23 protein-coding genes are annotated in these 20,106 nt (G+C 41.9%); 12 read left to right on the plus strand and 11 right to left on the minus strand.

Annotated features, from left to right (window positions below):
- Positions 1–124: 124 nt before the first annotated feature.
- On the minus strand, positions 125–835 hold the full coding sequence (locus tag FG28_RS03520; protein ID WP_036380037.1) for a hypothetical protein: 711 nt from the start codon (positions 833–835) through the stop codon (positions 125–127).
- A gap of 521 nt (positions 836–1,356) precedes the next feature.
- Between FG28_RS03520 and FG28_RS03525 the strand changes: the two genes are divergently transcribed.
- Positions 1,357–1,545, plus strand: a complete 189-nt coding sequence (locus tag FG28_RS03525) for a hypothetical protein (RefSeq protein WP_036380038.1) — start codon at positions 1,357–1,359, stop codon at positions 1,543–1,545.
- A 187-nt stretch (positions 1,546–1,732) separates the two neighbouring features.
- Here the strand turns inward: FG28_RS03525 and FG28_RS20560 are convergent, their stop codons facing one another.
- A complete protein-coding gene (locus tag FG28_RS20560) occupies positions 1,733–1,936 on the minus strand; it encodes a hypothetical protein (protein ID WP_156102195.1) in 204 nt (67 codons plus the stop codon).
- Positions 1,937–2,014: 78 nt separating this feature from the next.
- Between FG28_RS20560 and FG28_RS03530 the strand changes: the two genes are divergently transcribed.
- Together FG28_RS03530 and FG28_RS03535 are read left to right on the plus strand one after the other, a co-directional pair.
- Positions 2,015–2,614: a MarR family transcriptional regulator gene (locus tag FG28_RS03530; RefSeq protein ID WP_036380041.1), complete on the plus strand. Its 600-nt coding sequence runs from the start codon at positions 2,015–2,017 to the stop codon at positions 2,612–2,614.
- Positions 2,611–3,333, plus strand: coding sequence for a DUF3307 domain-containing protein (locus FG28_RS03535; RefSeq protein ID WP_036380044.1), 723 nt, complete (start codon positions 2,611–2,613; stop codon positions 3,331–3,333). The genes FG28_RS03530 and FG28_RS03535 overlap by 4 nt, the downstream gene beginning before the upstream one ends.
- Positions 3,334–3,381: 48 nt before the next feature.
- On the opposite strand, the gene FG28_RS03540 is transcribed toward FG28_RS03535, so the two are convergent.
- Positions 3,382–4,218: an NAD(P)H-binding protein gene (locus FG28_RS03540; protein WP_036380046.1), complete on the minus strand. Its 837-nt coding sequence runs from the start codon at positions 4,216–4,218 to the stop codon at positions 3,382–3,384.
- 22 nt (positions 4,219–4,240) lie between these two features.
- Positions 4,241–4,654: a DUF5367 family protein gene (locus FG28_RS03545; protein WP_036380048.1), complete on the minus strand. Its 414-nt coding sequence runs from the start codon at positions 4,652–4,654 to the stop codon at positions 4,241–4,243.
- A gap of 103 nt (positions 4,655–4,757) precedes the next feature.
- Between FG28_RS03545 and FG28_RS03550 the strand changes: the two genes are divergently transcribed.
- Entirely contained in the window at positions 4,758–5,813 is a 1,056-nt protein-coding gene (locus FG28_RS03550) for an adenylate/guanylate cyclase domain-containing protein (protein WP_051947167.1), read from the plus strand.
- Positions 5,814–5,819: 6 nt separating this feature from the next.
- Here FG28_RS03550 and FG28_RS03555 read toward each other — a convergent pair whose 3' ends face one another.
- The 3 genes from FG28_RS03555 to FG28_RS03565 all read right to left on the minus strand — a co-directional run bounded on the left by FG28_RS03555 (position 5,820) and on the right by FG28_RS03565 (position 8,244).
- On the minus strand, positions 5,820–6,677 hold the full coding sequence (locus FG28_RS03555) for an AraC family transcriptional regulator (RefSeq protein WP_036380049.1): 858 nt from the start codon (positions 6,675–6,677) through the stop codon (positions 5,820–5,822).
- 99 nt (positions 6,678–6,776) lie between these two features.
- Positions 6,777–7,334 (minus strand): FMN-binding protein, encoded by a 558-nt coding sequence (locus FG28_RS03560; protein ID WP_036380052.1) that lies wholly within the window; start codon positions 7,332–7,334, stop codon positions 6,777–6,779.
- Positions 7,318–8,244, minus strand: coding sequence for a DUF6607 family protein (locus FG28_RS03565; RefSeq protein WP_036380054.1), 927 nt, complete (start codon positions 8,242–8,244; stop codon positions 7,318–7,320). The genes FG28_RS03560 and FG28_RS03565 overlap by 17 nt, the downstream gene beginning before the upstream one ends.
- Positions 8,245–8,428: 184 nt before the next feature.
- Between FG28_RS03565 and FG28_RS03570 the strand changes: the two genes are divergently transcribed.
- The 6 genes from FG28_RS03570 (at position 8,429) to FG28_RS03595 (ending at position 15,597) form a co-directional block, all read left to right on the plus strand.
- Positions 8,429–10,453 carry a TonB-dependent siderophore receptor gene (locus tag FG28_RS03570; protein WP_197062546.1) on the plus strand — a complete coding sequence of 675 codons (2,025 nt, stop codon included), beginning with the start codon at positions 8,429–8,431 and terminating at the stop codon, positions 10,451–10,453.
- 16 nt (positions 10,454–10,469) lie between these two features.
- Complete coding sequence (locus FG28_RS03575) at positions 10,470–11,108, plus strand: HmuY family protein (RefSeq protein ID WP_036380056.1); 639 nt, start codon at positions 10,470–10,472, stop codon at positions 11,106–11,108.
- A gap of 172 nt (positions 11,109–11,280) precedes the next feature.
- Positions 11,281–11,679 carry an arsenate reductase family protein gene (locus FG28_RS03580; protein WP_231562592.1) on the plus strand — a complete coding sequence of 133 codons (399 nt, stop codon included), beginning with the start codon at positions 11,281–11,283 and terminating at the stop codon, positions 11,677–11,679.
- 23 nt (positions 11,680–11,702) lie between these two features.
- Positions 11,703–13,256, plus strand: coding sequence for a DUF748 domain-containing protein (locus tag FG28_RS03585; protein WP_231562593.1), 1,554 nt, complete (start codon positions 11,703–11,705; stop codon positions 13,254–13,256).
- A 410-nt stretch (positions 13,257–13,666) separates the two neighbouring features.
- Complete coding sequence (locus FG28_RS03590; protein ID WP_036380059.1) at positions 13,667–14,467, plus strand: hypothetical protein; 801 nt, start codon at positions 13,667–13,669, stop codon at positions 14,465–14,467.
- Positions 14,468–14,622: 155 nt separating this feature from the next.
- Positions 14,623–15,597, plus strand: a complete 975-nt coding sequence (locus tag FG28_RS03595; protein ID WP_036380060.1) for a hypothetical protein — start codon at positions 14,623–14,625, stop codon at positions 15,595–15,597.
- Positions 15,598–15,701: 104 nt separating this feature from the next.
- Here the strand turns inward: FG28_RS03595 and hemL are convergent, their stop codons facing one another.
- Genes hemL through FG28_RS03615 form a run of 4 tightly spaced genes read right to left on the minus strand, consistent with a single transcriptional unit; the run spans position 15,702 to position 19,112 of the window.
- Complete coding sequence (gene hemL, locus FG28_RS03600) at positions 15,702–16,979, minus strand: glutamate-1-semialdehyde 2,1-aminomutase (RefSeq protein WP_036380062.1); 1,278 nt, start codon at positions 16,977–16,979, stop codon at positions 15,702–15,704.
- Between the two features lie 37 nt (positions 16,980–17,016).
- On the minus strand, positions 17,017–17,871 hold the full coding sequence (locus tag FG28_RS03605; RefSeq protein WP_036380063.1) for a glucosaminidase domain-containing protein: 855 nt from the start codon (positions 17,869–17,871) through the stop codon (positions 17,017–17,019).
- Positions 17,868–18,773, minus strand: coding sequence for a 1-aminocyclopropane-1-carboxylate deaminase/D-cysteine desulfhydrase (locus FG28_RS03610; RefSeq protein WP_051947169.1), 906 nt, complete (start codon positions 18,771–18,773; stop codon positions 17,868–17,870). Before FG28_RS03610 ends, FG28_RS03605 begins: the two co-directional genes overlap by 4 nt.
- 9 nt (positions 18,774–18,782) lie before the next feature.
- Positions 18,783–19,112 carry a hypothetical protein gene (locus FG28_RS03615; RefSeq protein ID WP_036386124.1) on the minus strand — a complete coding sequence of 110 codons (330 nt, stop codon included), beginning with the start codon at positions 19,110–19,112 and terminating at the stop codon, positions 18,783–18,785.
- A gap of 173 nt (positions 19,113–19,285) precedes the next feature.
- Here FG28_RS03615 and FG28_RS20755 point away from each other — a divergent pair, with 173 nt between their 5' ends.
- Both FG28_RS20755 and FG28_RS03620 read left to right on the plus strand, forming a co-directional pair.
- Positions 19,286–19,447 (plus strand): DUF5522 domain-containing protein, encoded by a 162-nt coding sequence (locus FG28_RS20755; RefSeq protein ID WP_197062547.1) that lies wholly within the window; start codon positions 19,286–19,288, stop codon positions 19,445–19,447.
- 63 nt (positions 19,448–19,510) lie between these two features.
- Entirely contained in the window at positions 19,511–20,080 is a 570-nt protein-coding gene (locus FG28_RS03620; RefSeq protein ID WP_036380064.1) for a DUF4136 domain-containing protein, read from the plus strand.
- Positions 20,081–20,106 lie beyond the last annotated feature (26 nt).

Raw genomic sequence — 20,106 nt, forward strand, 5'->3', positions numbered from 1 at the left:
TAACCAACATCTTACATTAACTGTAACGCTAAAAAACCAACTTTCATATAAAAAGCCCTCCAAAGGAGGGCCTTTCATAACTAACTAACTCAAAAATTTGTAAAATGAAAACTAAAACATCCTACTACTTTGTCCCTGCATAAGGGTCAAAATCTTTTGGGAGATACTTTGAAGTATCAAAACCTAATTCTATTTCGTCATCTTCCATGTAGTTGATGGAAGTTACTTCCAAAACATTGGTATAAGGATCAAAACCCTCTGGCAATTCATATGTACTATCCAGACCAAGAGTTAATTCCACTTCATCCTCAATGAATTGAATAGCGTGCAAATTCACATAGACTTCATAAGGTGAAAATCCTTCTGGAAGGTAATCTTTGGTGTTGAATCCCAACTCCATGTCCTCATCTTCCAAATAATTGATGCCATGAACATCTACAACTTGGGTATAGGGATCAAATCCTTCAGGGAGGTAAGACTTGGTATCAAATCCAAGCTCTTGTTCAACTTCACTTGTAAGGTATATGATGGAATTCAAATCAAAATAGGTTTTATAAGGGTCAAAATCCTCGGGAAGATAATCGGCCGTATCAAAACCAAGATCAAAATCGGCTTCTTCCTCTATAAACACTATGTCGTCCAAATTCAGCTCATACGTCCCATCGGACAAATTTGCTTCACTCCACTCAGCATTGATATGCAACGCTGTAAACTCATTTTCCAAGGTACTGGTGGTCTCTGGTTTGAGGTTTGTAACCACCGTCCTTTGTTGGTCACTTGCTATGGCGGTACTACTTAAAAGCACACATCCATAAATTACTAAAAACTTGTTCATTTTTTGATTGAATTTTGTGATTGATGATATGCTTATAAGACTATAATGGGTTTAAAATGTTACACCTTTTTAGATTTTTTTACGAAAAATAGATTCCTCTGAAGCCCCATAAAACAAAGCGTTACAGCGCAAAGTATCAGTAAAACGCAGGATTCCCAAAGGTTTGCCCTTTTCACAAAAAATATTGGGATTAAGAATTATTTAACGGTCTGCATTGATGGGTTCCTAACTACTTTGAAAGCACCGCATGGTTTAAAATGCCCCATTATGACCCAATTATTTTGAATGAAGTCAACCATTCAGAAGATACGGAACGCTTCTAGCGAACGGCATTACAACGATTAATCCTATAATTTTGTAGGAATTTACTTCTGTATTTGTATTTTTGTTTATAAACCTTGCAGTTTGTCGATTATACCATGTATTTCATCCCATTCACATCGGAATGGGAGCATTTCGCAACATATCGTGGAGATTGACAAAAGGTTTAATTACTTTAGTAATCCCAAATCTTAAAAATCATGACCTACAAAGCAAAAAGCCTCATCTTTTTCTCCTGTTTTGTAATTTCTTCCTTGGTTTATTACCAAATAGAACAACAGGATGAATTCCAAGAACAAATCGGTTCAGAAACCTTTGTCGAAACGCAGTTCCATGATGTCGACGAACTAAAAAAATCCAAATCCGATCTTGAAGAGGAACAAAAGTAGGTTTCTCCAAAATCCTTTATCAAAAGCTTTATAAATGTTGATTTAATGATTTCACAATTGGACAACGCCCCTGTTCAAACAATGAATCATTAAAGTTTAAACATTTAAAACAACTAACAGTAGTTTGGACACTGTTGGTATCCTTCGCTGTATTAACCTAAAAACAGTACAGACAAAAAGAAAAAAACTACGATTCGCGAAAGCGCATCACGGCAAAAAGAAAATGCAGGAGAGCGGAAGAAGAGGATAGTGTTTTTTGTTGATTTTTAGAAGCCGCGCCTGCCATGGGTGCGGCTTCTTCTTTGTTAAAACCAGAGAAAATCCATTTTCGTAGACACATCAGGCAATTATCTGCCATTTTACGAATATTTTTAATTATCTGCTTTTTCACAGATATTTGTATATATCTGCTTTTTTACAGATATTTGCATGTATCTGCTGATTAACGGATATTTTTAATACAACTACTATGGTTGCCATACTTACAGGAGACATCAAAAACTCATCGGCACACAAAGCCACTAAATGGTTAACCGAATTAAAGAAAGCTTTGGGTAGATATGGGAAAGAACCCAAAGCTTGGGAAATTTATCGGGGTGATAGTTTTCAGTTGGAAACCACTCCAGAAAATGCCCTGGAAGCTGCTGTGTATATAAAAGCTGCTCTTAAACAGATTCGCAATTTGGATGTGCGGATTGCCATTGGGCTAGGCGAAAAAACCTATGATGCCGAAAAAATAACGGAGTCCAATGGACCTGCTTTTGTATATTCGGGCGAGTGTTTTGAAAATCTCAAAAAACAACATCTGGGCATAAAAACAGTAAATCCTGATTTTGACACAAACATAACCCTGATGTTGGAACTGGCTCTTCTTACTATGGATGATTGGACACCTGCCATCTCCAAAACAGTAAAAAGTGCTATTGAAAATCCAGAAATGAACCAAAAACAACTGGCCACCCTACTTCACAAATCCCAAGGAAATATAAGTGAGGAGTTGAACAAGGCTGGCTTTGATGAAATCCAAAAAATGATCCAATTCTACCAATCCCAACTCTCCCAACTATGATACTGGCCCTAAAACTGATCTTGGCCCATTTTATAGGCGATTTTGCCCTCCAGCCCGGTCATTGGGTGGAGAAAAAGCTGCAGAACAAATGGAAATCCAAATACCTCTATTGGCATATTGGGGTTCATCTATTGACCCTACTGCTCATCCTTCAATTTCAACATTTAGGTGCCGTGGCTATCATTGTTATATCCCATTTTATAATTGACGTGGGTAAACTCAGCCTTACCAATGAGAAAAATTACCGATGGCTTTTTGTGGTGGACCAAATCCTGCATCTTTTGGTCATTGTGGCCATGATTTACTGGATTTCCCCTTTTGAGGTTGACTTCAGCACACTATTTGGCGAGAAGACTCTTTTATTGATTACATTTTTGGTATTCGTCACCTATGTCTGCGGTATTTTTATGCGGATGTTATTGGCGCCTTATATCGATGAAATTGCAAAAGACGATGAATCCACTGAGGGCGGCTCCTTGAAAAATGCAGGCACTTATATTGGCATGTTGGAGCGTCTTTTTGTCTTCGGCTTTATTTTGATTCAACAATGGGCCGCCATTGGATTGTTGATTGCTGCCAAATCCGTTTTCCGGTTTGGAGACCTCAACAAGGGCAAGAACCGTAAGCTTACCGAGTATGTCCTTATCGGCACATTGCTGAGTTTTGGGCTCGCTATCCTATCTGGAATGGTCTATAGCTATTTAGTAACATTGATCTAAATAGAAAAACAGGCCCTATGGGCCTGCTTGCCTTAAACCTTATCTGATTTACGCCTCAACCTCTTCATTCCAAACCCCAGTTGCGGCTGTTTCTTCTGCATACGTTGAAAAATCCTTAGGCTTTCTTCCCAGCACCTTTTCAATGTCGTGGGTGATGACCTCATTGGACTTATTGCCCAACACTTCGGAAAACAAGTAATTGATCAACCAAACATAATCCGAAGACACACCAAAATCCTCCATCATTTTGGTATACGCTGGAAGTGATATGGCCGTAAATGTAATATCACGTCCCGAAGCGTTTGCAATCTCATTAACTACTTGTTCAAAAGTCAAGAAGCGTGGACCTGTCAATTCATAGATTTCACCATTATGGTCGTCGTTGATCAAAGCCTCCACTACCACATCGGCAATGTCATCTGTATCCACATAAGGCACCTTGGCCTCTGCTTGGGGCAATGCCACGTGCCCGGCCAAAATGGAATCCAAAAAGAAACTTTCACTAAAATTCTGATTGAACCAACTGGCCCGCACAATGGTGTGGTCAATCCCCGAGTTGATCACCACCTGCTCGCACAGTTCGGCCTCCCGTTCTCCTTTCCCGGACAAAAGCACTACTTTTTTAACTCGCTTTTGTTTTGCTATTTTGATAAAACCTTCAATGGCTTCCAGAGCACCGGGAATCGCCAAATCCGGTTGAAAAGTGATATAGACCCTATCCATTCCCTCCAAGGCATTGGTCCAAGTTTCCGGATTTTCCCAATCAAAAGATGGGGTTTCACTTCGTGAACCAATCCGTACGTTTTGATTCAATTGTTTCAATTTCTGGACAACCTTACGCCCAGTTTTTCCTTTTCCGCCAAGTACTAAATAATTTGCTTTCATGATTTCTTCTTTTGTTTTTAGATTATTTTATTTTGAATTGATTGTTTTTGTGTTTACTAGGCTTCACCCTGAAATTCCAAAACAGCACAACAGTAAGAACAAACTCCACGGCTATCAGCCAGAAACCAGGTGCGATAAAGAAACTGTAATAAGATTCTCCATAAGGGGCCATCAGGTAAGGAACCGTAATAAGGGCATCCATCAAGGCGCTGGTCATAAACATTATTGCCCCTATTTTCAATCCATGGGTTTTAGTGTATTTGATGTAGTAGAACCACGAACCCATCCAAACCAAGGGAATCACTGCCAATGAAAGCACCAGATTGGCCTGAAAATCCAAATCATCCATAACCGGGATAAAATAGGACAGTAGAAAAATACCCACTCCCAAAATCCAGATGATAAGTCCTATGAATACCGCTCTAAAAAATTTCATTTTTGTATTTGTTTGATGATTACAGGGCAAAATTGCGCCAAATACGCTGGGTCTATTTGTTTGAAAAGCAGTAAGATTTGTTTGAAAAGGATAACTTTGAAAAATGGCCTTGGTTTTCAGCAACAACCGCAGATGGCGGATCATTCGGTTTTATTGTATTGGTTGGACTCTTGCTTTTGTATATCTGAGTATAGTGCGTGGTGTGGGTACCATGGAAATGGGCAGTCTCAAGTTTGATTTGCTTTCCAGCTTATTGATTTCAGTGACCTTGGGACCCATTATGGGATTGATTTCCGGCTTTGCCCAAATCCTAACCGAGGAACGGGTGCAGAAAAACCGTTCGTTGATCACCCTGCTCATCTTCCGATTTATTTATGGCATCCTGTTCCTGCTGCTGCTTATTTTGGGAGCCTATGCGGTGTATCAATTCTATTTTGGAACTTCTTTAGGAATTGTAGCCTTTGCCATGGACGCTGGAAGTGCCGCCATCTATTTTTATGTGCTTTCGGTGGATGTGTTTTTGACCCTCCTGCGGCAAATCAATTTAATGTTGGGCGAAGGGAATTTGAGAAAACTCATGCAAGGAAAATTTTATACGCCACGGGAAGAGGAACGCATTTTCATGTTTTTGGATTTGCATTCTTCCACGCAACTTGCAGAACAATTGGGGCATGTAAACTATAGTTTACTGATTCAGGATTGTTTTAATGACCTTGGAAATGCAATAGCAAACAACCCCGCTGAAATCTACCAATATGTGGGGGATGAAGCCGTACTTACCTGGACTTTGAAGAACGGATTGAAAAATGACCACTGCCTCAAAGCCTTTTATAACTTTAAATTGACTTTGGAGAAAAAGCGTCGGTATTATGAAAAAAAGTACGGGGTACTCCCTTTTTTCAAAGCGGGAATGCATGTTGGCATGGTCACCGTTACCGAAGTGGGGAAATACAAGAAGGAAATTGCCTATCATGGGGATACCCTGAATACCACAGCACGGATACAAGGACAGTGCAATATATTGAAAAGTAAGTTGTTGATTTCTGAAACCTTGGTCAATAATCTGAGTTCCAACATATACGCATTTACTGCAATGGGCAGCATTTCCCTAAAGGGAAAAGAGGAAAAAGTGGCTCTTTATGCAGTCTCTGAAAATTAAAGTAGATCATTGTCGAATCTCACTAGGTCGATACCCAAACTTTTTGGCAAAGGCATTGGAAAAGGAACTCAGACTGTCATAGCCCACTTGCCAAGCGGCCTCTTGTACCGTAGCTTCATGATTCCGGAGGAGTTCGTGGGCTTTTTCCATCCGTTGGTTTTGAAGGTATTTGAATACCGGAACCCCAAAAACCTCCTTAAAGTTCTTTTTCAATTTAAAACTGTTGAGTCCTATCTGTCTGGAAAGTTCGGTCAAGGAGGGCGGATTGTCCAATTGATTGGAAAGAATTTCCTTGGCCTGAAATAATTTTTCCCGTTCCGATGTTCTGATGACCGATTTGTCCATGGTTGCCAATTGTCCAAAAAAATGGGACAGCAATGTCGTAATCTGACTTCGGAAAAACATCATTTTGGTTTTCCCCTCATACGAATTGTGAAAAATCTGGTCCACCACGGATTGCATTTCCGGGGTCATAAAAAATTGTGGCCCTTCCACATAAGGGTCGGTTGGATTCACCAATTGATTGAGCATTTCAGCAAATAATTCCCCTTCTTCATTGGGCAATTTTGCAAGATTCCGGGGCGAGGTGGCAATCACAATGCACTCCAAGGGTTTGTCCGAAGCAACCGTATGCTCAAACACCACCTTTTCATCAGCATAAAAAGAGAGGGCCAGTCCCTTGGTATATTGAAAATCCTTTTGGGTGTTCTCGTACTTTACCGCTAGATCAACATTTCCCGAGCCATAGAATGCCACAGCAATCACCGGTTCATCAAACAGGCAAGCGTCTTTTGTTGGCGCATCGGCCTTGGCCTCCTCCACCAAAATGGTAAAATCATTGATGTCGATGATATCCCGGTTCATAAACTTGAAGTTGCCCAAAGTTAGCCAGAAAGTTCACATCTTCTTCAAACAAAAAGGCCACCCTTTCAGGTGGCCCAAGCGATTTTGACAACATTACAATCACTCAAAAAAATTATTTTCTTCCAAAACCTGCATGCTTAAGAGCACATTACTTACTGCCAAGGTCATGGATTTGGCGGAAATGGTAGCGCCTGAGATGGCATCGATATCTTCAACATAGGCCAAACTTTCCCCTGATTTTTTGCCTATAAATTGTTTTAGCCAACGTTGACTCCCTACTTGGCGACCATAATCTTCGCGGTATATCAATATTTTGGACTTTTTAATGCTCAAATCTGGACTGAAGAGCACCACATAATCAAAAACCTTTTTCATGCTGGGTGCTTCACCCAGATATACATAGCCTAAGCAGTTGCCATCCTTTAGGATGTTGAACAAATTTTCTCCTCCCATCTCTGCGGGGGTCTTTGCGTTCAATCCAACGTCCACTGGGAGCTGCTCCAAGGTGAATTCCTCAACTTCAAAAGTGGTCTGCACTGCATTATCCATTTTTTCCTGGAGTCGGGGTGATATTTTCTGGGTTTCAAATCCAACGAGGGAAAGGGCCGTAAAAATTACGGCCACACTCAAAACCTTAAACTTACTTTCCCTCTGCATTTTTGGATACCTTCTTGTCTGCAATAAATGTATTTATCAATTGTGATATCTGTTCTTGGCCAGCATTGGCTTCTTCCAAGGTGTAGAAATGCATGAACAACGGTGTTTCATCCACCTGTTTAAGTAGGGTCAAATTGGTGTTTCTATCATAAACCTGCTCCCATGAAGCTCTGGCTTTGGCCCAAAAATCCTTGTGCTGGTTCCACCAGTCTTGGGCTATTTTACATTTGTCATCGGCTACCTTGGTGTAAATGTTCATTCCCTTTTCTTGGGCGAGCAATACATCCGATTGACCATCCTTACGGATTATTTTGTCATTGTCCTGTTCATGAATCCAACCATAGGAAGTAATTTCCTGTCGGTTCCCCCGCTTCATCACATTGTAGTCCCTGCGTTTGGAATATTCCCTTCGTGGTAGCGGGGAATCCGTTTCATTCTCCCAGTAGTGTTTGCCATCATAGTGCACCCACGTTGCCGAACCCGAATATCGGGGGCTATCGTCCACCTGATACACTTTCTGGGTCCACTGCCCTTTCACAGCATCGGCTGGAAGTTTTTGGAACGTCCAATTGTTGTCCTTATCATAATAGAACATATTTTGGTTTTCGTATAACCAATCTTGACGCCAGTGTTTAATGACCACGGTGTCATGGACCACCAACAAATGCTGCAGTGAAATTTTGTTCTCTTCATCAACAATGGGGATAGCCAGCTCCAAAGCTTTGGCGGTATAATCCAGCTTTTTTTCATAGTCGATTTCTGGGGCAAAGGTCTCTGTGTACTTAAAAGTGATTTCAAAACAACCACACATATCCTTTATGGCTTTGCGGTCAAGTTCTTTCTTTTCTTGGGCCTGCATTACAAATGCCAATCCAAAAGCAAGCGATGCAAAAATGACTGATTTTTTCATAGGTGTTAATTAGTTAGACTGCTCAAAATTGATTTCTCAAAAATATTAATATTATTTAGACTGAATTAAAATAACTTATATATTTGCGACAAATCTAACTAGAATGAGTCTAAATAAAAATAAGTTTTTGATTTATTTTTCATTTTTTTTCTGCGTCACAGTTCTTGCGCAAGAAGCTGATACTATGGAAAAAGACTCAATGGCCTTGCAAAATCTGAACGAAGTGGTGGTTACCGCCACCCGTACCTATAGGCAACTATCTTCTTTGCCACAGCCTGTGACACTCATTCCAAAAAAGCAATTGCAGCAGACCGGTGTCACCCGTTTAAATGAAATCCTGAATGAGCAAACGGGCATCATTATGGTCCCCGATGCGACGATTGGAGGTGGCGAAGGTGTTCAAATACAAGGTATTGCTTCAGATTATATTTTAGTGCTGATTGACGGGGTTCCCTTGGTTGGTCGAAGCTCTGGAAATCTGGACCTTAGCCGGCTTGCCATTGGCAACATTAAACAGATAGAAGTGGTGAAAGGGCCTTCATCCAGCCTTTTTGGCTCTGAAGCGCTTGGAGGTGTCATCAATATCATAACGGAAAAACCTACCTCAAAAAAAATAAGCGGACAAGTTTCCCACCGGGCCGCAAGTTTTAACAATCAAAACAGTACGGTCAACCTTAACCAAAGAACCAAAAAGGTTGGGTTTTCCATTTTTGCCGACAGACTTAGTACGGATGGATATGACCTTGCCCCCTCCCAAGAAGGACAGACCATCTCACCCTTTTTCAACTATACCTTTAATGGGCGTGTGTATTTTGATGCTTCCGAGCATCTGGATGTCTTTGCCTCTGGCCGTTACTTCTTCCAAGAGTTTTCAATTGCGCCAAGCAGTAGCGAGGAAAAAGATGCCAATGTCCACCTACGCATCAACCACAACCTCTCCAAAAAGACCAACTTTCAATATGAATTGTACTACACCAACTACATTACGGACGAAAAAAGCATAGACCCCATCGATAATGAATTACTCATTGCCAATGACTTTGACCAGAAACTCTTTCGTCCTGAAATCAGGTTCAACCATACCTTTTCGGCTAACAATACGCTAACAATAGGTGGTGGGTATAATTTTGAGAACTTGCAACGCTCCTTGTTCGCTCATACAATATCCTTTGAATCCCAGTACATTTTTACCCAATACGACTTTAAACCCTCCAAAAAGCTCAACATCATAGCGGGCGCTCGTTTTGACAGCCACAGCGAATACAACTCCCAACTGAGCCCCAAAATATCGGCTCGGTACAGCATAACTCGCAATATTGCCCTTAAAGGCTCGGTGGGCAGCGGTTTTAAGGCGCCTGATTTTAGACAACTGTATTTGGATTTTACCAATGCAGCTGGAGGCGGGTACTCCGTTTTTGGAAAGGAAGTTGAGCAAGAGGGCATTCAACGACTACAAGACAATAACGAAATTGCCACCTTACAGGTGGATTCTGCGGAACTGGGCCAACCGCTGGATGCCGAAAGTTCTGTTGGATACAATCTGGGGATGTCCTATAAAAAGGGAAAACTGTCCACAACCTTGAATCTTTTCCGAAACGACTTTAAAAACCTGATAGATACCCGAATCTTGGCATCCAAGACCAATGGGCAGAATGTTTTTGGCTACATCAACCGAGAACGTGTGTACACGCAAGGGCTGGAAGCAGATTTTCAATACAAGCCCAAAGAAAATATAAGTCTCTCGCTAGGGTATCAATTACTGTATGCGTTTGACAAGGACCAGAAAGATGCGGTCAACAATGGTGAGGTTTTTGCCCGAGACCCTGAGACTCTGGAAACCGTCCGCTTGTCCAAATCAGATTATTTTGGACTGGAAAACCGTTCGCGCCATACCATCAATGCAAAGGTTTTTTGGGAAATCCCCAAATGGGAGGCCAATGCCAATGTAAGGGTCACGTACCGAAGTCGGTTTGGGTATACAGACCGCAATGGTAACGCTATATTGGATGCATACGATGAATCCTTTGTAAAAGGATATGCATTGGTAAATCTGGCCTTGGGAAAAACATTTTTCAAGCGTTACCACCTTCAATGCGGCCTAAACAATCTGCTTGATTTTAAAGGATCCAACCCTCTGGCTGCACAAGACAATGAAGTGCTCATTAATCCGGGCATTCAATTTTTTACTCGATTTATTATTCAATTTTAATCTTTAATCCATTTTTATGAAAACCATTTTTAGATCAGTAACAATCACCTGTATCTTGCTCGCCTTTGCAGCGTGCAGTAGCGACGATGATAACAATCCAGACCTTGTAGCTGTTGAGAGCAGTACCGCAAGTAATATTCCAGCACCGCAAACCGGTGGTCAGGGAGAACCCGTAGGTGGCCCTTTCACCAAATTTAGCTTTGCCACTGGCGCGGTCACTACCAGCGATACGGAATGGGATATTGCTTTTAGAGGTACTACCATTGCCGTGAACGGCGGTTCCGAAACGGGAACAGACGATGAACCGGAACGAAATGGAGACGCGGGCGTATCTATTGCGAATGGTACTTTTGCCGATATCACCTCAGCCGATGGACTCACCTTTGAACAAGATGCCTCAGGCGCTTTTGCCATAGCTTCGGGAAGTGATAATGGTTGGTACAACTACAATCCTGCTACATTCACCGTTACCCCAATTCCCGGTAAAATTTTGGTGTTCCGAACACATGATGGAAAATATGCCAAAGTGGAAATCCTAAGCTACTATAAGGACGCCCCCACTGAAATTGACGCCATGACAGATGAGTCTCGATTTTACACCTTTAACTATGTGTACAACCCCAATGCGGGCAAGACCACATTGACCGTTAACTAAAGAGCAATTCTTAAAAAGTTTGTTTTTTTACTCAGTTAGTTTGTGTGAAAACCGGAGCAAATGCTCCGGTTTTTTTATCCAAATACCCATAATCCCTTTTAAGACACTAAAAAAACGGATAGTGTTAAAGGGACCGCAACACATATACTATTTTGGAAAAAACCTTAACTTAATGGATGACATGGGCGTAATTTCAAGAGATGACCGTGAAATAAAATTCTTTTACAGTTCTGCAACCACCATCGGAAAGCAGACTTTGGGCTATATACGTGCTTCCGAAAAAAAAGTAATGGAGATAGATGTGTCCAAAACCAAGGTCACCGCTACACAATGGTCCGAGTTGGCAGGCCTATTGAACATTCCCATTAAAGATATCATCAATACGGAGCACCCTGATTTTGTGGCCAAATATGGGAAGAATCCTGATATCACCGATGAGAACGATTGGCTCCACATTCTGGAGAAAAGTCCTCAAGTTTTTCAAAATCCCATCATTTTGAACGGCGACAAAGCTTTTCAAATCAAAACCCCATCCCATGTATCTTCCATTCTGGACGGGGAAGAACAATAGTCCACAACATGCTCAAACCGCTCATGGGAAAAAGAAGAACAGTAAAAAAGAGAACCGTGGCCCTTTGTGCCATTTTTATCTTGGTGGTACTGGGTGTGGGAGCCCAATTCCTGTTCACCAACAAGGTAAAATCCGCCCTTTCCCAAAATGTGCCCTCTCACATGAATTTGGAGTACGGTTCCCTGAGCACCAACGTACTTTTGGGCAGTATCACCCTGGACGACATCAGTCTGGACCATAGCGAGCAATTGTTCCATGTTCAAGCAAAACGAATTAAAGTGTCTGGTTTGGGGTATTGGACCTTGTTGACCAAAGGGGGTATTTCGGTTTCAAATTTGAGTTTGGATGAACCGATAATGATCCTACAAAACTCCAAAAAGGATGCCGCCAAAACCCCATCAACCACTTCAAAAAAGAAAGATTCAACGGTGATTACCATTGAAAATTTTAGCATCAATAAGGGTCAATTGGAGATTCTCGAAAGCCCAACGGATAGTACCCAACTATCCATTAAAGGCATCAATTTTTCTGTAAGCGACATTCAGTTCGACCCAGAAACCGCCCAAAATAAAATTCCGTTTACCTACGGCAAGTATCAGTTACATACCCAAAAATTGTATTATGACATGGGTTCTTACGAGTTTTTGCAGCTTGATGCATTGCAGTTTTCGCCAGAGGAAAGCTCAATTACGAATTTCGTACTGCGCTCCAAATACAGTAGGGAGGAATTGTCTAAAAAATTGTTGGTAGAGCATGACCATTACGAGCTTATCATCGGCACGATTGGCCTAAACCAGTTTCAATTTGGGTTTGAGGCTGAAGAACCACAGCTACATATCCAAGAAATCACCCTGCAAGAGCCCCATTTTCAGGTGTATCGGGATAAACTTCTGCCCGATGACACCACCCATAAAAAACTGTACAACCAAGCACTTCGGGATTTGCCACTGGACCTTCAGGTGGACACCATTGCCATTAAAAACGGCACGCTCACCTACGAGGAACGCTTGGAGCCCGATGTGGACCCGAACAGTCTTCGTTTTACTGAACTTTCGGCCAGCATCAACAACCTGCACAGCAAAAAAGAGGGCAAGGTCAAGGTGAAGGCGGAGGCCCAACTGATGGGAGATGGTGCCCTTACCCTCGATTGGTCCTTTGACCCCCAGAGCAAGGCCAACAATTTTTTGGCTTCGGGTACGCTCAGTGATTTTGAGACCGAATCCATTAACCCTTTCCTAAAAACCAACCTCAGGGCGGAAGTAAAAGGAACCGTGAACCAGATGTACTTCACCATCAGTGGAAATGAAGTGCAATCCACCGGGGACATTAAAATGAATTACGACCAATTTGAGTTTGTGGTGTTGAAAAAGGACCGTTTGGGCGTGAACAAACTGCTTACGGCCGTGGTGAATATTTTTGCCCGAAAAAATTCCGATACCGACCCCGATGGTTACCGTTATGGCTCGTTTGAGGTGGAACGCAACACGGACAAATCCTTCTTCAATTATTTATGGATCGGCCTTAAGGCTGGACTGGTAGATACGGTTACTGGCAATGGGAAAAAGAAAAAGGGATAAACGGGCAAATGGTGAAAGGTAAAATCTAAGCTTTATTTCCTTTTTCTTGGGTTTCGTAACTTTCACAACTTCGTTCTTTCCACTTCGTCCTCTCACTCTTAACCCTTGCACCATAAGCCTTGAACCCTTCACCCAAAAAATTGTTCACTGTCAATTGTACATTGTAGATTTCCCCCAGTTTTTTTATGGTTTTTCCGCTATGCTAATTGACTGAAATTCTGTACTTTAACCACTTAAAACTCCCCCTTTCTCAAGTCGTTGCCTGAAATTCCTACAGTAAATTTTCATAAAATGGCACGATTACGGTTTTCCGCAATACTAGCTTTATGGTAGATTGTAATTTGGCATAATAAAGAAGCATTTTTACATCCATATAAAAGCTTTGTAGCCTAATAACAAAAATTTAAAATATGTCAATTTGTATAGCAATAGCGGTTCCTGATGGTATAGCCCTTGCGGCAGACAGTCAAACAACATGGAACAAAACAATTAATCAAGCAACCCAAAGAGGGACTAATCAGGTTTTTGATTTGGCTGAGCCAATTAACGTTCCGATAAGTTGGTCAAAAATGGCACGTAAATTATTTAATTTAAACATAAATGAAAATGAATATGCCATTTGTATTGCTGGAATAGCTTTGCTAAACCACAAGACAATCTACTCAATCTTTAAATCTCTTGAAAAGAGCTATGATGGAGATGGGAGTTATGACAATGTAGTTAGACATTTTTTAGATGGAATAAAAACAGAATTAAGAAAACAATTAAATATTGAAAATCTTGCAGAGGCACAACAAGTATTAAACGTAGAATTTATTGTAAGCAGCCACATTAATCAAGATGTTTCAAAACCCAGAATAGAAAGCTGGTTGGTTATATCAGGGACAATTACTGTTAACGAAGTTCCTTTGACCACAGGAGAATACAATAAATGGACAAACATAGTTGATGGCCACCATACATTTGGTGGATGTTGGATAGGACGAACAGAATTTATTTCCCATTTGGTAACTCATACCAATGCGAAAATGCCTCCAATCCAAGGACAATATGAACTACTTTCATTAGCAGATGCGGTTGACTATACCCAATTTCTTGTTGATTTCACTTGTGATTATCAAAGATTTGCTGCTATGGTCCCTGATTGTGGAAAGCCAATTATAAGTTCCACTTTAACGCCTGAACGTTATGAAGAAAAAATAATAAAATAAAAACTGTTACTAAATTGGCTTTTAATAACCAATTGTTCTCGCCAATTTCTGTAAATCCACTTCATTTTCAGTTTGGCATATCTCAGTTAGCAACACATTAGTCCAGGCAACTACGGCCTTTATGAGACCGTAAAGTATAATCAAAACCAATCAAAATGGCAATATATGATAAAAGTGAATTAGAAGGTCTAAATGGAGCATCACTTCAACAAATGGCTAATGAAATCCAGCAGAGATTTGCTCAGAAGAGGTCTTACTTTCACCAGATAAGAAATTCTCCATTTATCACAAATGATAATTGGAATGAATTAAACAAAAAAATAGTTGAATTTGACACAACTCAATTCAAAGCTTGGAACCAACAGTGGTCCAATGTATCAAGGCAACAAAACTTAAATAGCTACATAAATCATTTTGATAAAGGGGTTGAAATTTTTGGTGAGTTAGAAGACCTTGTCAATGATATAAGTCCTAAGTTTGAACATAGTGAAAGTGTAGAAGCGTTAAAGGAGGAGATTTTAACCAAAGTTGACAATGACATTAACAGTTTAGCAAGCGAAATTAAAAAGCAAGTAGAAGATGGAATACAAGATTTGGTTGCACTAAAAGCTGAATACAAACTACAAGACACTTTTGCTGAGAGCGTTAAAGCACAAAAAACAAATTCAGAAAAGCAAAAAAATCGTTTTTTTAATCTTTTTGTAAGTTCTGTTATCCTTATTCCTTTAATGGTTTTATCTTCATTTTTAATACCTAAAGTTAATGATCTAGAAATCTGGTTTCAGTGGAGTATTAGATTACTTGTTTCAATAACGCTTGGGATATTATCGGTTTTTCTTTATAACCAGTATAAAATTTATCATTTAATTCATTTAAAGTACTCTCATTTATACAATTTCATTGGGGGTGGTGCAACTTTTGTTGCCGAACTCGTTGGATTGGAAGAATCATTGAAAAAAGAATTTAATAAGAAGGTTGCGAACATGTTCATTGATATTGATGATATATTAATGAGTATAAGAAAGGCAAAACATCCCAGCGAAAATCTTTCAGAAACATCATCAAAAACGCTAGACTCGGTAATGAAAAATGTAACTGAATTGGCTAAAGCAATAAATAAAAGTACCTAATAATCCATTAAAATAATATCTCCCATTTTACCAAAACAGACATTATAGAATTAAAAGTGGAATTGAATTGATAATCACCTTTATATGTTTTTATGTTTTAGTTATCAAAACACCTTCCCCACCGCTTCAATCGTCTTGTCCAAATCGGCGTAGCTGAGAGCATCATTGAGAAAGTAGCTTTCAAAAGCAGAGGGAGGCAAATACACCCCGTTGTCCAACATCCCGTGGAAGTATTTTTTAAAGGTAGCATTGTTGCCCTTGGCTGAGGAGGCAAAATCCACCACGGGCTCGTCTGTAAAATGCACGGAGATCATACTGCCATAGCGGTTAATCTGGTGGGTCACCCCTTTTTCGGTCAGTGTTTGGGCAATACCCTTGTGCAGGTATTCGGTTTTTTCGGCAAGGCTGGTAAAAATTTCCGGTCGGTTGTTCAGTTCGGTAAGCATGGCGAGTCCGGCACTCATGGCCAAGGGGTTTCCGCTTAGGGTTCCCGCTTGGTATACCGGCCCCTCCGGGGCCAAATGGGCCATAATTTCGGCTCGGGCCGCAAAAGCCCCTACGGGTAATCCACCCCCGATCACTTTTCCAAACATGACCATATCGGCATCCACACCCAAAGCTTCCTGCGCACCCCCTTTTCCCAAACGAAAGCCGGTCATTACCTCATCAAAGAGCAATAAAATGCCTTCTTCAGTGCAGAGTTTCCGCAAACCGTGCATAAACTCATCCGTGGGGATAATGCACCCCATATTGCCCGCTACGGGTTCCAAAATAATGGCGGCTATCTCGCCTTTATTGGCTTTCACCAAGGCTTTTACTCCTTCCAAATCGTTGTAATCCGCCAAAAGGGTATCCTTGGCAGTGCCTTGCGTTACCCCAGGGCTATTGGGACTCCCAAAGGTCACGGCGCCACTCCCTGCCTGAATCAAAAATGCGTCGGAATGACCGTGGTAACAGCCTGCAAACTTAATGATCTTGTCCTTGCCCGTGTACCCGCGCGCGAGACGCACCGCACTCATACAGGCTTCGGTACCACTGTTCACAAAGCGGATTTTGTCAATATTCGGCACCATGGAAACCGCCAATTGGGCGATTTCGGTCTCAATTTCGGTGGGCATGCCAAACGAAGTGCCTTTTTTAGCCTTTTCGATCACGGCATTGATCACAGGTTCATAGGCATGGCCTAGAATCAGCGGCCCCCAAGAGGCAATGTAATCGATGAGTTGGTTGCCATCCACATCATAGAGGTAGGCGCCCTTGGCCTCCTTCACAAAAATGGGGTCACCCCCAACCGCTTTAAACGCCCGTACTGGGGAATTTACCCCTCCGGGGATGTATTTTTTCGCCTCTGCAAAGAGGGCACTGCTTCGTTGGTAGATCATAAATGCGTGTAGTATGCTTTGGTCACTTGGACCGTATTCATTTTGCTTTTTCTTTTCGGATGTTCAGCACCTGTCCAATGGAAATGTTGGTCCCGTTCAAATTGTTGAGTCGTTGAATCTCATCCACCGAGATTTCATATTTGCGGGAGAGGGCATAAAGCGTATCGCCCTGTTCTACAATGTGGGTAAACACTTCGTATTGTTTGGGTTCCCGAACCGTGGACAGACCCCCTTCCACAACGGCCTCATCGTATTGGTGCAGATTATATCGTTCAATCAGGGCAATCAACTTTTGTGGATAATGCCTATCCGTGGCATAGCCCGCCTGTCGGAGACCGTGCGCCCATTTTTTGTAGTCATCCCTTCGGTAATTGAACAAAAAGGCATAACGGGAGCGTGAGGACAAGAAAATACTGTGATCTCGAAACGAAAACATGGGGTGGTTGTATTTTCGGAAGCATTCCCCTTTGGCGTCATCATCATGAAAATCGTATTCGCCCTGCCAACCCGTATGGCATTTGATTCCAAAGTGATTGTTGGTCTTTAAGGTGAGCTCCCCCCGCCCAGAACCACTTTCCAAAATGCCCTGCGCCAAGGTGATACTGGCTGGAATGCCAAAGGCACGCATTTCGTACTGGGCCACCTCGGCAAAGGTCTCAATATATTCCTCGGTATCGGAAATGGGAAAACGTTCAAACCGCCCGGGGTCTTCGGGCATGGGATAGAGGTCCTTGGTCACCTCCGTGTCCAAATCGGTAGTGGTCTTGGTGGTAGGTTCTTCGGTCCGTACCACCACAGGAGCCCCTTTTCTATGGGTCGTCCTTCTTTTTTTCGCACCACAACTGGTCAGCAAAAATGCAATCAACACCACATATCCTATTCGCTTAATCATACGTCCAATAACGGTAATTTTTTTTGTTCCAACACTTGGTTCATGCCCTTTATCCCTTGCAATCCCCCTGTGTGGATAGCCAAAATTTGGGCTCCCTTCGGGAAAAAATCCTGTTTTATGCGTTCAAAAATACCAAAAACCAGCTTTCCTGTGTAAATGGGGTCCAACGAAATTCCGGTCCCCTTTTTAAAACGGTTGATGAATTCCACCAAGTCCGGGGTCACTTTGGCATAGCCCCCAAAATGATAATCAGTGACCAATTGCCAACGTTCATTTTGGGCAAATGTACGGATATCCGCCTTTAAAAATTCACCCTTCAGCGCGGGAAACCCCAAAACGTTCTGGTGGGGTTGGGTAGAATTGATGATGCCCGCCACGGTGCCGCCTGTCCCCACACTGCTACAGATATAATCAAAGATAGTATCGTCCTCGTTCAGGATTTCGGTACACCCTTTTATGGCGAGTTCATTGGTTCCGCCTTCAGGAAGCAGGTAAAATTCACCAAAGGTATTTTTTAAGTGTTGAAGAAAATCCGTATTGGTTTTATTTCGATATGCACTTCGCGACACAAAATGAAACTGCATCCCGTGATTATGCGCCAGTTGCAAGGTTGGATTGTCTTGCCAATTCCCTTCCAATTCTTCCCCGCGAATCACCCCAATGGTCTTGAGCCCCTGTTCATGCCCTACACAGGCCACCGCCGCAATATGGTTGGAAAAGGCTCCACCAAAGGTGAGCAAGGTATCTTGACCCTGATTCTGGGCTTCCAGCAGATTGTATTTGAGCTTTCGGAATTTATTTCCTGAAATGAGGGGATGGATGGTGTCTTCCCGTTTGATAAACAAGGTCACCTCTTTTTCATCAAGAATGGGCGACTCTATTTTTTGATTGGGTGTTTTCAAATTGGAGCCTTATCGCGTCAGGTAGTTGACAAAGCCAAAGGCTTTTCGCTTGGAGAGATAGTCCATGTCCTTCTCATTGGCATACGCTTCCCGTTCAAAACTGATGTTCTGGTAGGCGCGGTAGCTATCCAAATAGAGTAATGTACGTAATAGCCATTCAGAAACATAAAGAAGGTAAAAGGGCAAAATAAGGAGTTCTCGTTGTTGCTTCAGATGGATACGCTCATGGTTGATGAGCACTTCATCCGCTTTAAGCGACCCTTCCTTCAGAATAATAAAGGGCCACACCGATAGTCCGACGTAGTTTTTGTAAAAGAAGTGTTTGAATACCAATATCACTTGAAAACTATCATGGGTTCCTTGCAAATATAACAGCAAAAAGGGGAGAAAATTGAATGCTGTCCATAATACCATCAACAATTTCGGTGAATAACCCTGTTTTGGAAATCTTAAAACCCTAGGGGCTTTCCCATGAAAATTGTAACTTTATGTAGCGAACTTGCGTTGTACGTATGAAGGAATACATTCCCTTGGAAGAGGGCGATTTTTACTTTTCGGAAGAGGGATACAAGGTGTTCACGGAACAATACCTCCTAAAAAGGGGATATTGCTGTGAAAGTGGGTGCCGGCATTGTCCTTATGGGTACAGCGCAAAAACAAACATGAGACGCTAAAATCGCATTCGGCATAATATTTGTGACGTATTTAGTAATCTCAATGAATTCAAAAATAGTACTATGAAAAATGTAAAATTATTCACTTTGGCTGCGCTGGCCCTCATTTTATTGGCTTCTTGCAGCTCCGTCAGAGTGGTTTCCGACTACGATCAACAGGCGGACTTTAATACGTACAAAAGCTACGCCTTTTACAAAACAGGTATCGATAAGGCCCAAATCTCCGATTTGGACAAAAAACGCATCCTGCGTGCCATTGAAAACGAACTGGGTTCGCGTGGCTTCGTAAAATCTGAAAAACCCGATGTGCTCATCAGCATTTTTACCAAGGAACGTGAGCGCGTAGATGTCTATAACAACAACTTTGGTTGGGGTTATGGCGGATTCTACAACCCTTGGGTCTGGGGTCCCGGTTGGGGCTGGGGCTGGGGCAATAATGTCAGCACCCGCACGGAGGGTTCCCTGTATATTGATGTCATCGATGCCAATAAAAAAGAACTGGTATGGCAAGGTCGCGGTGTAGGCACTTTGAACAACACTAGCAATATTGAAAAGAAAGAGGAACGCATCCGAGAGTTTGTCTCGCAAATTCTGCAGGAGTACCCGCCCACAACTGCAGTTGCCTCCAACTAAAAATACAAGCCGCCCTTTGGGCGGTT

This window comes from Muricauda sp. MAR_2010_75 (assembly GCF_000745185.1).
In the GTDB taxonomy this organism is placed as follows: Bacteria; Bacteroidota; Bacteroidia; order Flavobacteriales; family Flavobacteriaceae; genus Flagellimonas.

Bases quoted from the DNA above. Each gene is read 5' to 3' on its own strand.
- FG28_RS03520 (WP_036380037.1), bottom strand. From the start codon at position 835: ATGAACAAGTTTTTAGTAATTTATGGATGTGTGCTTTTAAGTAGTACC.
- FG28_RS03525 (WP_036380038.1), top strand. From the start codon at position 1,357: ATGACCTACAAAGCAAAAAGCCTCATCTTTTTCTCCTGTTTTGTAATT.
- FG28_RS03530 (WP_036380041.1), top strand. From the start codon at position 2,015: ATGGTTGCCATACTTACAGGAGACATCAAAAACTCATCGGCACACAAA.
- FG28_RS03535 (WP_036380044.1), top strand. From the start codon at position 2,611: ATGATACTGGCCCTAAAACTGATCTTGGCCCATTTTATAGGCGATTTT.
- FG28_RS03540 (WP_036380046.1), bottom strand. From the start codon at position 4,218: ATGAAAGCAAATTATTTAGTACTTGGCGGAAAAGGAAAAACTGGGCGT.
- FG28_RS03545 (WP_036380048.1), bottom strand. From the start codon at position 4,654: ATGAAATTTTTTAGAGCGGTATTCATAGGACTTATCATCTGGATTTTG.
- FG28_RS03550 (WP_051947167.1), top strand. From the start codon at position 4,758: ATGGCCTTGGTTTTCAGCAACAACCGCAGATGGCGGATCATTCGGTTT.
- FG28_RS03555 (WP_036380049.1), bottom strand. From the start codon at position 6,677: ATGAACCGGGATATCATCGACATCAATGATTTTACCATTTTGGTGGAG.
- FG28_RS03560 (WP_036380052.1), bottom strand. From the start codon at position 7,334: ATGCAGAGGGAAAGTAAGTTTAAGGTTTTGAGTGTGGCCGTAATTTTT.
- FG28_RS03565 (WP_036380054.1), bottom strand. From the start codon at position 8,244: ATGAAAAAATCAGTCATTTTTGCATCGCTTGCTTTTGGATTGGCATTT.
- FG28_RS03570 (WP_197062546.1), top strand. From the start codon at position 8,429: ATGGAAAAAGACTCAATGGCCTTGCAAAATCTGAACGAAGTGGTGGTT.
- FG28_RS03575 (WP_036380056.1), top strand. From the start codon at position 10,470: ATGAAAACCATTTTTAGATCAGTAACAATCACCTGTATCTTGCTCGCC.
- FG28_RS03580 (WP_231562592.1), top strand. From the start codon at position 11,281: ATGGATGACATGGGCGTAATTTCAAGAGATGACCGTGAAATAAAATTC.
- FG28_RS03585 (WP_231562593.1), top strand. From the start codon at position 11,703: ATGGGAAAAAGAAGAACAGTAAAAAAGAGAACCGTGGCCCTTTGTGCC.
- FG28_RS03590 (WP_036380059.1), top strand. From the start codon at position 13,667: ATGTCAATTTGTATAGCAATAGCGGTTCCTGATGGTATAGCCCTTGCG.
- FG28_RS03595 (WP_036380060.1), top strand. From the start codon at position 14,623: ATGGCAATATATGATAAAAGTGAATTAGAAGGTCTAAATGGAGCATCA.
- hemL (WP_036380062.1), bottom strand. From the start codon at position 16,979: ATGATCTACCAACGAAGCAGTGCCCTCTTTGCAGAGGCGAAAAAATAC.
- FG28_RS03605 (WP_036380063.1), bottom strand. From the start codon at position 17,871: ATGATTAAGCGAATAGGATATGTGGTGTTGATTGCATTTTTGCTGACC.
- FG28_RS20755 (WP_197062547.1), top strand. From the start codon at position 19,286: ATGAAGGAATACATTCCCTTGGAAGAGGGCGATTTTTACTTTTCGGAA.
- FG28_RS03620 (WP_036380064.1), top strand. From the start codon at position 19,511: ATGAAAAATGTAAAATTATTCACTTTGGCTGCGCTGGCCCTCATTTTA.